This is a genomic window from Promicromonospora sp. NPDC023805 (assembly GCF_040639635.1).
Classification (GTDB): domain Bacteria; phylum Actinomycetota; class Actinomycetes; order Actinomycetales; family Cellulomonadaceae; genus Promicromonospora.
The window spans coordinates 1-13,452 of the sequence record NZ_JBFAAH010000031.1; the positions used below are offsets into that span (position 1 = coordinate 1).

Here is a 13,452-nt window from a genome sequence, read left to right on the forward strand (position 1 = left end):
TCCCTGGTGACGGGAAGTGCGGTCGCCAGGCGGCGCGCGATCGTCATGTCCTTACTCGCCGTAGACGCAGAGATGCCTTCACGGACGCGGAGCCAGGACGTGAACGTACGAGCCATACCACCGGACCGCCAGGAACCTTCATTCTCGATGCGGGGTAGCAGGTGTAGCGGACACCGTCCAGGCGGCCCGTGACCCGCCGGATCCGCGTGTGTGCCTCGACCAACCGGCCGATGCTCGGGGCGTCCCACCCGGTCAGCGTCTCGGGATCGGTCAGAACAGTCAGTTGCGCGGTCGCAGCCTCGAGCAGGGCCACCACGTCCTCGATCGACGTAGCACCGGGCAGTCCGTCGGCGGGTCCGTCGTTCGTCGTCCGCTCCACCATGCCCACCCCCGCCCATCTCGATCGCTCGCCTCTAGTACTCACTCCCTCAGTGCATCTATTATCTCGAACACTCGTACGCTCTGCATGGCGGATTCCAAATCTGTGGATAACCCTACGAAGGCCACGGCAGACCTCGGCCGCCCTGCCGAACATTCATAAGCGCCCACCCCCAGCGCGCCCTCGCGCGCCGCCGTCCTTCCGGCGAGGCTGTGCTCATGGACGAGTTCACCGACTACATCGCGAGCCTCGACGGCTCGGTCCGGGGCGCCGTCGAGCGCGTGCGGGCGAGGGCGCTGGAGCTCGTGCCCGACGCCGAGGAGGGCATGAGCTACGGCATGGCTGCGCTGCGCTATCGGGGCAGTCCGCTCGTGTCGGCCCGGGCCACGGCGAAGCACATCGGGCTGTACCCGTTCAGCCCTCCCGCGATCGAGGCACTCGAAACCGACCTGGCGGGCTTCTCGACGTCGAAGGGGACCATCCGGTTCACGTCCGACCGCCCCTTGCCCGACGACGTTCTGGACCGGCTGATCCTGTTCCGCCGCGACGAGATAGACGCGATGCATTCCCGCTGACGACCGGCCCTGCCGCGGTGGCCGGCGGAACGCCTCGCACCCCACCGGTCAGTGTGTCTGTCACCCAACCGGTCAGCGCGCCCTCCCGCCCGTCTCCAGGACGCTCGGCGTGCCCGCGGTCAGCGCCAGCACCACGCGATGGAGCACCCACACGGCCGCGAGCGCCGCCCCGATGGTCGGTACCCCTGCCTGCCAGAGCAGGTAGCTGATGCCGGCGAAGAGGAGTGCTTCGAGTGTGATGCGGGCCGACGGCGGAATGGTGACCCGGGCCTTGGGCGAGAGGAACGTGCCCCAGATCGCGATGACGGTAGCCGGGGCGAGGATGACGAAGAGGATCCGCCATCCGCCGTCGGACAGGGTCCAGCCCGCATAGGCGGCGCCGGCGAACAGGGCGAACTCGAGGAGGAGGCGAACGAGGAGCGCGGTTGTTCTCACGGGCGCAGAGTATGGGGTTCGATGAGTGCGGCCCAGCGCATAGTGCCTGGCGCGCGATCGGTCCGTGAGGCACAGGCGGTCCGTGCGGCTACGTGAGGTCCCGTGTCACGCTCCGCGGGGTCCGCTTGGGCGGCGCTGTCACGTCTGGCGCTCGTCTCTCGTCGTAGGGGGTATGACGCGAGAGCATGTGCTCATGACGGACCCGGATGCCTCCCAGGACGGCCACACGCAGGACAGCCACGCACGGGAAGCCACACAGCCGCCCGGTACGCGGCTCGACGGCGCCGCCCTGGACCGGCTGCGCCCCCTGGCGTTCAGCGTGGCCTACCGGATGCTCGGCAGCGTGGCCGAGGCAGAGGACGTGGTCCAGGAGGCGTTGCTGCGTCTGTCGCAGGCCGAGGGTGTGCGTAACCCGGACGCGTTCGTGACCACGGTGACGACGCGGATCGCCATCGATGTGCTGCGTTCGGCCCGGGTGCGACGTGAGTCGTACGTGGGTGAGTGGCTGCCGGAGCCTCTGGTGGGTCCTGTGCAGTCGAACCTGCCGGTCGCCATGGCATCCGCGCCGCCGGACGCCGCTGCGCACGCCGAGCTGGCCGACGATCTCTCGACGGCGTTCCTCGTACTGCTGGAGAGGCTCACCCCTACGGAGCGCGCGGCGTTCCTGCTGCATGACGTGCTGGGCTTCTCGCACGGTGAGGCGGCCGGCGTCATCGGCACGAGCGAGGTCGCTGCGCGTCAGCTGGCTTCGCGCGCCCGGCGGCGGATCGCACGGGAGCGCGACGACGCCGCGCGTTCCGCACCCGCCCGTACAGCACCTGCCCGTGCAACACCCGGGCGCACGGCACCCGCACGGTCAGCACCCGGCCGCGCCGACCGGGTGCGCGCGGAGGAGCTCGTCACGCGGTTCCTGGCCGCGTGCGAGGACGGGGCCGTGGACCCGTTCCTCGAGCTGCTCGCCGAGGACGTCGTATTCACCGGCGACGGCAGGGGGAAGGTGCCGCGGGGCTTCTCGATCGCCCGGCCGGTCTCGGGGCGGGACACGGTGGCGCGGCTGCTGGCGGGCTTCGTACGCCGTGGGGCGCCCGTCCACTTCGAGCGTGCTCTGGTGGGTGGGGAGCCTGGCCTGCTCATCATGGCGGACGACGTCATCGGCGGCGGTCTGATCGGCACCTGGTCGCTCGAGGTGGTCGACGGGCAGCTCGCGGGTATCCGGGGCGTGATCAACCCGGAGAAGCTGCGGCACGTGGGGCCGCAGGCGGACCTGGAGCGGCTCCGGGAGTGGCTGCGGAACGACCGGCCGCGCGGGGGTGCTCGCTAGGCCTCCCAGGTACGTCTCCCAGGTGCGTGCGCGTCACCCGCGCACGCACCTGCACTCTCATGCGCCGGTGTGCGTCCCGGGTCGTGCTTCGGACCGGCTCCCGGCCACTGGCGCGTCCTGCACGAACCACATGAGCACCAGGCCGACGAGGACGACGGCGACGATCCCGAGGGTGCCCCAGATGGTCGCGCCGGTCACGGCGATGGTGATGGTCCACAGGGCGCTCGACATCCAGGACGCGGCGCGGCCGGTGGTCGCGTAGAGGCCGAAGATCTCCGACTCCTTGCCCGCCGGCGTGACCCGGGCGAGGTAGGACCGAGACGCGGCCTGCGCGGGCCCGACGCAGGCCGACAGGATCAGGCCGCCGACCCAGTAGACGACGGGGCCGAGGTCGCGCAGGATGACGACGGCGAGGCCGGCCACCACGATGATGCTGAGCGTGCTGAGGATGACGGAACGGGGTCCGAAGCGGTCGTCGGCGCGGCCGAGGATGACGGTGCTGATGCCGGCCACGAGGTTGGCGGCGATCCCGAAGATGATGACCTCGCTGGTGCTGAAGCCGAACGACACCTTGCCGATGATCGCGCCGAACGCGAAGACGCCGCTCAGGCCGTCCCGGAACACTGCGCTGGCCAGGAGGAACCAGAACGTGCGGCGCGAGGTGCGCCACAGGCCCTGCACGTCGCGGAACAGGACCACGTAGCTGGCGAAGAACCCGACCTTGGCGTGGCCCTTGGTGGGCGGCAGCTCCGGCACGAAGGCCAGGACCGGCCAGGCGAAGGCGAGCGTCCAGAGGGCGCAGCCGACGGCGATCACCCGGAACGCGAGACCGTTGTCGGTGGGCATGCCCCACCACTCCGCGCCGTTGGCGATGACCACGAACAGGAGCACGAGGATGCCGCCGACGTAACCGAGGCCCCAGCCGAGACCGGACACCTTGCCGACGGTGCGCGGCGTGGCGACCGAGACCATCATGGCGTTGTAGTTCACGCCCGCGATCTCGTTGAGCACGCTGCCCAGACCGATCAGAGCGGCGCCGAGCACGAAGTACATCGGGTCGGCCTCGACGAACCACAGCGCGAGCATGCACAGGACCATGCCGGCCGTACCTCCGGCCAGCCACACCTTGCGGCGGCCGGTGGCGTCGGCGCGCTGTCCGAGCACGGGGGCGAGCACCAGGATGAGCAGGCCCGCGAGCGTGTTCCACAGGCCCACGCCGCTGGTGAGCTCGGCGAGGCCGCGCTGGTAGGCGGGGTCGTTCTCGCCGAGGGCCGCGACGGCCGGGTCCAGGAAGGAATCCGTGGTCAGATACAGCGCCGTGAACACGAACGTCAGGATCACCGTGTTGAACGGTTGCGTGCCCCAGTCCCACAGCGCCCACGAGAACACCTGACGGCGCGGGACCCGCACGCCCTCCTGCAGCTCCAGGCCCGTTCTCGGGGGCGGAGGGGCATCAGTGGTGGGATCCGGTGTCTCGGGTCCGCGGGTGGCGTCGGTCATGGCGGCAGTCTGCCCGGATCCGGTGAACGGCGGGTGCTGAAGGCGGTCACGATCTGATACCGACGACCGGGCCGGAGCCGCAGGTGGTGGGCGCGTATTGGTTGCTCACGCACCGGGTGCCGTCTAGCATCGAGCGCCTGGGCGTACAGGGGGTCTGGTGCCAGGTCATGACGTGTTTCTGTGCTACGACTCTGCGACGGACGAGCCGTTCGCCCGGAAGTTCGGCGCGCTCCTCGCCACGTTCGGCAGGCGACGGCTGCGGCACCGCAGGTCCGTCCTTCGGCTGGTGCCCCGCCGCACAGACGCCCTGGCCGACAGCACCTGGCTCGTCCTGCTCGCCTCGCCGGAGGCAGCCCGCTCACCGCGGAACTTCTGGGAGCTGCAGGGTGCCGTGGCGGCCGACGCCGCGGCCTTCGCGGACGAGAACCGTGTGGTGACGGCCCAGGGCAGGGTGCTGACGTCGTGGGACACCACGCTGCCGCTTCCCCGTACGACGATCCGGGAGACCGAGCTCGCCGCGCTCGACCGACAGTCTGTCGCACCCGGCGGGCGGTACCTCGTCGCGGCCGGTGACGGGCCCGGGGACGACGCCGTCAACTTCGCCGTCACCTACGACCTCGACGCCGGGCCGGACGCCGACGTCCAGATCCCTGCGCAGATCGGCGCGTTCGTCGAGCGCCACGGGAGGGAGGACACCTGGCTGCCGGTCGTGACCGACGACGGCACGACGCTGGTGGTGGAGACGGCCGACGGCACGGTGCGGGAGGTTCGCGCGACGGCGTCGCCCAGCGAGCTGTCCGCCGCCGCGGACGCGCTCACCGGACCCGAGCTCGAGGATGCCTACACACCCCCTGTTCGCTACGAGACCGGGCTGCGGGACGTGCTCGGCGCGCGGATCACCTCGGGCGGACAGCTGGTGCTCGCCGCCGCGGACGGCTCCGTCCACGTCCTGGACCTGCGCACCGGGCGCGCGAGCGTCGAGACGCGGCTCTCCGGCGGTCCGTGGACGGCGGCGGAGATCGCGCCCGACGGGCGGCACGTGGCCTTCGGTACCGGTGCGACGGTCGCCGTCGTCGACCCGGCCACCGGTCGGTCCGCGGTCCAGCTGCTCGGGCTCGGCGCGGACGGCACCACCGAGGGGGACCCCGTGCTCGGCTTCGGCGAGGACGAGCTCGTGGTAACACGCTCGGACGGGGTGGTCGTGCTTGAGGCGGATGGCAGCGCGGTCCGGGCGACGGCGGACGCCCCGCTACCCCACGGGATGCGTTCGATCGCGGTCCTGCCGGGCACCGGGATCGCCGTCCTGGTCGGCGACTCCTCGCTGGCGTTCCTGGTCTCGGTGGCGACCGGCGAGCACATCGGAGAGCTGAATACCCAGGTCAGCCGCTCGTCGCTCACCGCGGAGGCCAACTGGCTGCTCGCGGTCGGCAGCGACGCGGGCAACCGGCGGGTGGCCCGCCGGGACACCAGCGTGAGCGGCCTGCTCACGACGGCCTGCGCGGTGGCCGGACGAGACCTGTCGGCCGAGGAGTGGTCGCAGACCGTCGCGGCGCGGCCGCCGTCGGACCTGTCCTGCGATCGCGCCCGGCAAGGGCGCGATCCAGCGGGCCAATCGAAGCACCCACCAATAGGCTGACGGAGTTCCCCGTCGCAAGAGAGGTCACCTGCCCATGCCCTCGTCTACAACCGCACCGGACACCTCCGCTTCGACCGCGGCAAAGACCCCCGCGCCGAAGCAGACGAAGGCGCGGATCTCTCACGAGCTCTGGATCGCGATCATCACGGCGGTGGGGACCATCACCGCGGCGGCCATCGGAACCGTCGTCGCGGTCGATGCGGGGACCATCGAGCTTCGCGTCGTCGGCGACGGTCTCAACAGCACGGAACTTCAGACCGCGGTAGACCGGCTGGAGGCAGAGAATGCCGAGCTCAGGTCCGTCAATGACGACATCCAGGCCCAGATCGACGACCTTCAGCTACAGGCGGAGCCCGCCGCTGAGGATCCGGACAGGGCCGCCTCACCGAGCGCAACGCCCGAGGACAGCACCGTCCGGCGCGCGACGAGAGAACCGATCGGGCTAGCCTCCGAGGGTTGTCTCGACCTCGACTCAGACGCCCCGAACTGGGACGTCGCTGGCGAAGGCGACATCTGCATCTGGTACTACCAGAGGGATCTCGTCGGCACCAATCTCACAGTGCTGGACGAGGAGCCGACGTTGGCGGACTGCGAGGCGCAGACGGACGTGCGCGACAGCGTTGGAGCCATCGGGTCGCTCGTCGGAAAGTACATCTGCGGGTGGACCGATAACGGCCGCCTCGCGCGGATCGGAATCGTTGACACAAGTCAAGGCAAGAACGGCCGGACCGAATCGGCGATGTTGCAGATCACAGTCTGGGAGCAACAGCACTGACCGTTCCGGTCAAGCCCGTGACCGGCAGGGTGCGCATGTTCTCCATCCTGACGAGGACCGACCACGGAGGAGCTTTGGCGATGGATAACACGTAGGGGCGAGGCTCGCTGTTCCAGGTCGTGACCTCGTCGGTCACCGACCACAGGGCCGGTGTCGGGTGGGTTGCAGTACGTTTCGGGCATGGTGAGGTGGTTCCGGCGTCGCAGTGGTCGGTCTCGTGCGTCCGGCGTGTTCCTGGGTGTGCTCGTCGCTGTCGGGTCCGCGGCGGGACTCGACGCGCTCAGGGGCGCGATGCTGCCCAGCGAGCACAACCTGTGGGCGGGGATCGTGGCTCTGCTGGTCGGTGCCGGGCTCGGTGTCCTGGTCGACCGGGTGACGGCTGCGTGGATCGAGACCCATCTCGGTGCCGGCCGCGCGGTCGTGGATACCAGGGCAGACGTCGATCGGCACTTTGACCCGCGCGGTCGCGGCGTGATGCTGGCCTCACAGGTGGAACACCTGTTCACCGGGCGCCGAACCGCGTTGCTGGAGATCAACCAGTGGCTCCGGTCCCGGACCGACCCGCCCCTGTTCGTGGTCACCGGCGATCCCGGGTCGGGCAAGTCAGCGGTGCTGGGTCGTGTGGTGACGACCGCTGACCCGCAGCGTCGTCGCCGGTTGCCACGTCGTGACCGGGGTGTGCGGGCTCCGTTGTGGTCGGTCGCCTGCGAGGTGCACGCCAAAGGCAAGAGCGTCGCGGATATCTCCGGTGAGATCGGTTCCGCTCTGGGCGCGTCCGGCATGGCGGGGCCGCTGGAGCTGCATGTGGTCCTGGCGAAGGCCTTGAAGGGGCGACGGCGACGGTTCGTGCTGGTGCTGGACGCGCTGGACGAGGCGGACGCTCCCCGTGCGGTGGTCAAGGAGATCCTGAACCCTCTGCTGCGAGCCAGCCCGTCTCTGGGGGTTCGAGTGCTCGTGGGGACACGCCGCACCGACGAGATCGGAAGCCTGCCTGCGACCTTGGAGGGCAGGCAGGTGACGGTTGACCTAGACAACGATCAGTACTTCTCGCGGGACGACCTTCGGGCCTACGCCAAGGCCTGGTTGCAGATCCGACCCGACGGCCCTTACACCCACGAGCCGCAGGCAGATCTCCTCGCGACCGAGATCGCTCACCGGGCCGGTCATAACTTCCTGGTCGCAGGCCTGGTCGCCGCCCACCACGGCCGCGACGACCAGCAACCCGTCCGCCCACAAGAGCTCACCGGCGGAACAAGCCTGGCCGAGGCCCTCAACGACTTCCTGACCCGCGTGCCCGACGTCAACGGCGTCTCGGCGCGCCTGCTCCTGGTCCCGCTCGCCTACGCACAAGCCCCGGGCCTGCCGGTCGATCTGTGGGCTGAGTTGGTCCAGGCCCTCACCGACGTGAACGTCACCATCGGATCGCTGGAGGCATTCGCGCGCAGCGGCGCGACGAACCTGCTCGTAACGACCGGCGGCACCGGCACGAGCCCGGTGTACCGGCTGTTCCACCAGGCGCTGAACGACACGCTCGTCACCGAACGCGACCAGCGAGCACTTGGCGACCAGGACCGTGCCACGATCGCCGACGCCCTTCGGCAGATGATCCCTGCGGAAGGCTGGTACGCCGCGCCCGCCTACCTGGCGCGCTCGCTCGGCGGCCACCTGGTCGCCGCAGGGCAGCTCGCCGAGATCGAGAGCCTCCTGACCAGCTCTGATTATCTGCTCTATGCAGATCTGTTGCGGCTGAGCACGGCGATCACGGGACTGGGCTCACCGACTCTCCGCGGCTACCGGCGGCTCATCGGCATCACACCGCATGCCGCTCTTGCTGGTCCGGAAGACCGAGCCGGCGCCTTCTCGGTCTCCACGCTCCAGATCGCCAGTCCACAGCTCACCGACGCGGTAACCGGGATGCTCACGCACGCTCGTTCCGCGGTTCGCCCACGTTGGGGGGCCCTGCCACCCACAGATCGACTCCTCCAGATCGTGACCGACAGCACCGACAGCGTGGGCGCGGTCGCGGTGACTCCGGACGGCACCCGCGCCATCACAGGCAGCGGCGGCCACTTCACCGGCTCGGTGCGCGTCTGGGACCTGGCCACAGGGACCGAGCAGGCCGTTCTGACCGGTCACACAGAAAGGGTCACCGCGGTCGCTGTGACCCCGGACGGCACCCGCGCCATCACAGGCAGCAACGACAGAACAGTGCGGGTATGGAACCTCACGACGGGGACCGAGGAGGCGGTCATGACCGGCCACAGCGACAGGGTGACCGCCGTGGCTGTGACGCCGAGCGGCAGCCACGTCGTCACCGGCAGCAACGACGGGACAGTGCAGGAGTGGTGCCTGACCACCAAGACCGAACAGGCCGTCCGGACCAGCCATCTCGGCCTCGGCAAGGTGGTGGCGGTGACGCCGGACGGCACCCACGCCGTCACCAGCGACCACGGGACGGTGCGGGTGTGGGACCTGACCACCGGCACCGAGCAGGCCTTCATGGACGCCGACTTGACAGCCGTGGCAATGACGCCGGACGGCACCCGCGTCGTCACCGGCAGCGGCAGCGGACGCGGCTTCAGTGAAGCCGATGTCACGGCGCGGGTGTGGTACCTGAGATCCGGGAAGCAGCGGACCATCCGGACCGGCCACACCGGGAAGGTGAACGCGATTGCGGTGACCCCGGACGGCACCCGGGCCGTCACCGGCGGCGACGACAGGACAGTGCGGATATGGAACCTGAAGACCGGCACCGAGGAAGCTGTCATGACCGACCATACCGGCGCGGTGAGCGCGGTCGCCGTGACACGGGACGGCACCCGCGCCATCACCGGCAGCACATCCGGATCGGTGCGTGTCTGGGACCTGGACAGCGGAACCAGGCGCGCCTCTCAGCCCGGCCACGCCGGCCATGTGATGGCGGTGGCGGTGACCCCGGACGGCACCCGGGCCGTCACCGGCGGCGACGACAGGACAGTGCGGATATGGAACCTGAAGACCGGCACCGAGGAAGCTGTCATGACCGACCATACCGGCGCGGTGAGCGCGGTCGCCGTGACACGGGACGGCACCCGCGCCATCACCGGCAGCAGCGGCGACCACTTCACCGGCTCGGTGTGCGTCTGGGACCTGGCCACAGGGACCGAGCAGGCCGTCCTGGCCGGTCACACGAGCTGGGTGACCGCGGTGGCCGTTACCTCGGACGGCACCCGCGCCATCAGTCGCGACAGCAACAGGACGGTGCGGGTCTGGGACTTGACGACCGGTTCCGAGGAAGCCGTCCTCACAGACTTCACCGAGGAGGCCGTCCTCACAAGAGTTCCCAGTTACTCGGACATTGATTCCTTCGTCGCCGACATGATCAACCTGGTCGGGGTCGCAGCGATGCCAGACGGCAATCGCGCAGTCACCTGCGATTCGAGCGGCACGCTCCTGGTATGGGACGACGACCTCAAGGTCCAGCAAGCTCTCAGGACGGGCCAACTCGTCAGGACCCCTCCCTTCGACTGGACGTCTACCTTGACAGTGGCGCCGGATGGCATTCACCTCGTCACCGGCGGCAGCTCCGGCTCGGTGCGAGTGTGGGACCTGGTCGCCGGAGTCGAGAGGGCCACCCTGAACGGCCACACCCGAGGAGTGAACACCGTGGTGGTGACTCCCGACGGGGCTCACGTCGTGACCGGCAGCGACGACGAGACGGTGCGGGTGTGGGACTTAGCCAGTGGTACCCATCAGGCTGTCCTGCCCGTGCCCGGGTCGGTCTCGAGTCTCGCGGTCTCCGGGTCCACCCTCGTGATCGCACTGACGACAGGCTTCCTGGCTCTCGACGTAGCCTGGGACCGGCTCATCTCGCGGAAATAGCCCGGTCCCGATGCGGCTGACGCACCAGGGCAGTCCCCGAGCTTGGGGCCCGGGTTCGGAGGCTGCGAGGTGACGCATGCACGTGCATCGCTCTACAGTTCTGGCATGGGGGGATCGGAGACGGCGCATGGGGATGAGGGCTACCCACCGAGCGCCCCAACGTCGGCATCGTCGCAGGTAGTGCTCGACTGGCGGACCGACCACCTGCTCGGCAAACCGTTCCAGGAGGCCCCGCTCGGGCCCGCCACGCTGGTGCGCTACCCGCACCCGGACGACGCTCCCCCGCCCCACGCCGCCGTCATCCACGTGCACGGCTACAACGACTACTTCTTCCAGGAGCACCTGGCCCGCACCTTCGCCGCGGCCGGCTACGCGTTCTACGCCGTCGACCTGCGGGCGGCCGGGCGGTCCCTGCAGCCCGACCAGATCCCGCACTTCGTGATGGACCTGCGCGAACAGGCCACCGACATCTCGGCCGCCGCCCGGACCGTGCGCGCGCTGGAGCCGGGGCTGCCGCTCGTGCTGCACGCCCACTCCACCGGCGGGCTCACCGGGGCGCTGTGGGCCCACGCGCACCGCAACGCCGTGGGCGCCGACGCCGGACCCGACGTCCTGGTGCTCGACTCCCCGTTCCTCGACCTGTGGGCGTCCGAGTTCCAGCGCGGTGTCGGCACGCGGCTGCTGGACACCGTGGGCCGCCTCGCGGCCACCGCGATCGTGAAGGACAGCCCCTCGCGGTACGCGGAGCACCTGCTGGCTGCCAACGGCGGGCGCTGGGAGTTCGACACGACGCTGAAGCGGCCCCACGGGCTGCCCAGCCGGGTCGGGTGGTTCGTCGCGGTCCGGCGCGGCCAGGCGCGCGTCGCCGCGGGACTGGAGATCGCGTGCCCGGTGCTGCTTGCGCGGTCCGACTCCTCCGGCCCGGACGCGCTCGACAACCCGCTCATCGACGCGCAGGACACGGTGCTCGACGTCGAGCAGATGACCGCGCTCGTGCCGTCCCTGGGGCACGACGTCACGGAGCTCGTCGTCCCCGGCGCGGTACACGACCTGACGCTGTCGGCCGACGGGCCGCGCGAGGCATACCTCGACGGCATGTTGAAATGGACGAACAGCCGGGTGGGCGCCGTCGTCGGCGCCCGGGACGCGACCTGAGGCCCAGCACGCGGGACCGCATGCACGACCATCCGCACCACGATCCGCACGACCACCCGCACGACCACTCAGTACCGACACACGAGGGACAGCCAGTGACCTATTTCGAGGGGCCGTTCCAAGCCCTCGCCCATCGCGGATTCGCACACGCCTCGGTCGGTACCGAGGGCCTGGAGAACTCGCTGGCGGCGTTCGGCGCCGCCGTCGACCTCGGCTTCCGGTACGTGGAGACGGACGCGCACGGCACCGCCGACGGCGTAGCGGTAGCGCTGCACGACGAGTCCCTCGACCGCACCACCGACGGCGCCGGCCTCGTGGCCGAGCTGCCGTGGTCCGACGTCAGCGAGGCCCGCATCGGCGGCGTCGAACCCGTCCCGCTGCTCGAGGACGTCCTGGGCGGCTGGCCGGAGCTGCGCGTGAACATCGACGTCAAGCACGCCTCCGGCGTAGGCCCCGTGGCCCGCGCCGTCGAGAAGACGTCGTCCTGGGACCGCGTGTGCGTCACCTCCTTCGACGCCGCCCGGCGCCGGGCCACGCTCGCCAAGCTGTCCCGCCCGGTCGCCACATCCGCCGGACGCAACGAGATCAGGGCCTTCCTCACCGGGGTGCGCCTGCGGACGCGCCCGCTGGCCCGCCGCTCCCTGCGCGACGTCGACGCGCTGCAGGTCCCCGTGCGCGAGAAGTCCGTCACGGTCGTCGACGCCGCGTCGGTCGAGGTCGCGCACGCACTCGGCAAGAAGGTGCACGTCTGGACCATCAACGACCGCGAAGAGATGGAGCAGCTGATCGACCTGGGCGTTGACGGCCTGGTGACGGACCGCGCGGACCTGCTCAAGGACCTCCTGATCGAGCGGGGTCTCTGGGCGTAGGCACGGAGCAGCGCGGCCCCGCCCGTCAGGAACGGCTTCTCACTCGCAGCCGACGCCGTCCCCGTCCCGGTCCAGGTGCGAGCCGTACCCGGGGTCTCCGGTGTGCACCGGAGCGGCGCCGTCCGCGCGGGCGGCGTCGCAGTTCTCGTAGTACACCGCGCCGCCCGTGTCCTCGGGCTCCTCGACCGCGGGTTCCTCCTCCGCGGTGCCTGCGGCTTCCGCTGACTCGACCGCCGCCTCGCGGCCCTCGACGTCGGACTCTCTCGCCTCCAGGTCCGTCTCGGCAGACTTGACCGCCGCCTCTCGTGACTTGACCTTCTCCACCTTCTGCTTGAGACCGGCCGTCTGCGTGGTGAAGCTCTTCTGGTCGGTGGCCAGCTGCGCCTCGTCCGCCGCGAGCAGCTCCTGCGCCCCGGCGAGCGCCTCCGTCTGGGTCTGCACTTCCGCGCGCTCAACGGCTGCGGCGGACGACGCCGCGGAGGCGGACGCCTCGGCGTCCGCCGCCGCGGCCGCACCCGATCCTCCGCCCGTGCCTACACCGAGGAGGAAGACGACTACTGTCGCCGCCACCCCACCGAGAATCAGCAGCGACTTGCGCCCGGACTGCTTGCGCGCCTCCTCGTCCGGTACGTCCACGACGACGGCGCCCTCGCCGATCAGCGCCGTGTCGGGTACGTCGACCCAGAGCTGCCAGCCATCAGGCTTCGACCACTCGGGATTGGGTTCCCACCGCAGATCTGGCGTCCACTCCGAGGTGGGAGCGGGCCAGCCTGGCGGCAAGTTGTAAACCTTACGCACGATGGCGCCTTCCGGTCGGCGTGCGACCGGAGCCGCACGCGGGTTGCCCCTGTGCGTCGGACCGTAGGCCTGTTGACCTGGCATTGCGCAGTGAGGAGACAAGATCACCCGCGGCGTCTCCTCGTCCAGCGTGGTCACCGACCGACCC

General features: G+C 70.3%; 10 protein-coding genes. 7 read left to right on the forward strand and 3 right to left on the reverse strand.

The genetic code is table 11. From position 1 onward, the window contains the following. The first annotated feature begins 597 nt into the window (after positions 1-597). Entirely contained in the window at positions 598-954 is a 357-nt protein-coding gene (locus tag AB0F70_RS23735; protein WP_357454337.1) for a DUF1801 domain-containing protein, read from the forward strand. A 72-nt stretch (positions 955-1,026) separates the two neighbouring features. Here the strand turns inward: AB0F70_RS23735 and AB0F70_RS23740 are convergent, their stop codons facing one another. Then, positions 1,027-1,389: a YrdB family protein gene (locus AB0F70_RS23740; RefSeq protein WP_357454340.1), complete on the reverse strand. Its 363-nt coding sequence runs from the start codon at positions 1,387-1,389 to the stop codon at positions 1,027-1,029. Positions 1,390-1,582: 193 nt separating this feature from the next. On the opposite strand from AB0F70_RS23740, the gene AB0F70_RS23745 reads away from it, so the two are divergent. Continuing rightward, complete coding sequence (locus AB0F70_RS23745) at positions 1,583-2,710, forward strand: sigma-70 family RNA polymerase sigma factor (RefSeq protein ID WP_357454343.1); 1,128 nt, start codon at positions 1,583-1,585, stop codon at positions 2,708-2,710. Positions 2,711-2,767: 57 nt separating this feature from the next. Here AB0F70_RS23745 and AB0F70_RS23750 read toward each other — a convergent pair whose 3' ends face one another. Continuing rightward, positions 2,768-4,210: an MFS transporter gene (locus tag AB0F70_RS23750; RefSeq protein ID WP_357454346.1), complete on the reverse strand. Its 1,443-nt coding sequence runs from the start codon at positions 4,208-4,210 to the stop codon at positions 2,768-2,770. Positions 4,211-4,382: 172 nt separating this feature from the next. On the opposite strand from AB0F70_RS23750, the gene AB0F70_RS23755 reads away from it, so the two are divergent. The 5 genes from AB0F70_RS23755 to AB0F70_RS23775 all read left to right on the forward strand — a co-directional run bounded on the left by AB0F70_RS23755 (position 4,383) and on the right by AB0F70_RS23775 (position 12,506). Further along, positions 4,383-5,846, forward strand: a complete 1,464-nt coding sequence (locus tag AB0F70_RS23755) for a hypothetical protein (RefSeq protein WP_357454350.1) — start codon at positions 4,383-4,385, stop codon at positions 5,844-5,846. Between the two features lie 151 nt (positions 5,847-5,997). Beyond that, positions 5,998-6,621, forward strand: coding sequence for a hypothetical protein (locus AB0F70_RS23760; RefSeq protein ID WP_357454353.1), 624 nt, complete (start codon positions 5,998-6,000; stop codon positions 6,619-6,621). 474 nt (positions 6,622-7,095) lie between these two features. Next, a complete protein-coding gene (locus AB0F70_RS23765; RefSeq protein ID WP_357454493.1) occupies positions 7,096-10,482 on the forward strand; it encodes an AAA family ATPase in 3,387 nt (1,128 codons plus the stop codon). Between the two features lie 105 nt (positions 10,483-10,587). Continuing rightward, the gene (locus AB0F70_RS23770) at positions 10,588-11,637 is read left to right on the forward strand and encodes an alpha/beta hydrolase (protein ID WP_357454356.1); all 1,050 of its coding nucleotides are present in this window, start codon (positions 10,588-10,590) and stop codon (positions 11,635-11,637) included. A 95-nt stretch (positions 11,638-11,732) separates the two neighbouring features. Then, positions 11,733-12,506 (forward strand): glycerophosphodiester phosphodiesterase, encoded by a 774-nt coding sequence (locus AB0F70_RS23775; RefSeq protein WP_357454359.1) that lies wholly within the window; start codon positions 11,733-11,735, stop codon positions 12,504-12,506. Between the two features lie 39 nt (positions 12,507-12,545). Here AB0F70_RS23775 and AB0F70_RS23780 read toward each other — a convergent pair whose 3' ends face one another. Further along, positions 12,546-13,304, reverse strand: coding sequence for an excalibur calcium-binding domain-containing protein (locus tag AB0F70_RS23780; protein WP_357454362.1), 759 nt, complete (start codon positions 13,302-13,304; stop codon positions 12,546-12,548). Positions 13,305-13,452 lie beyond the last annotated feature (148 nt).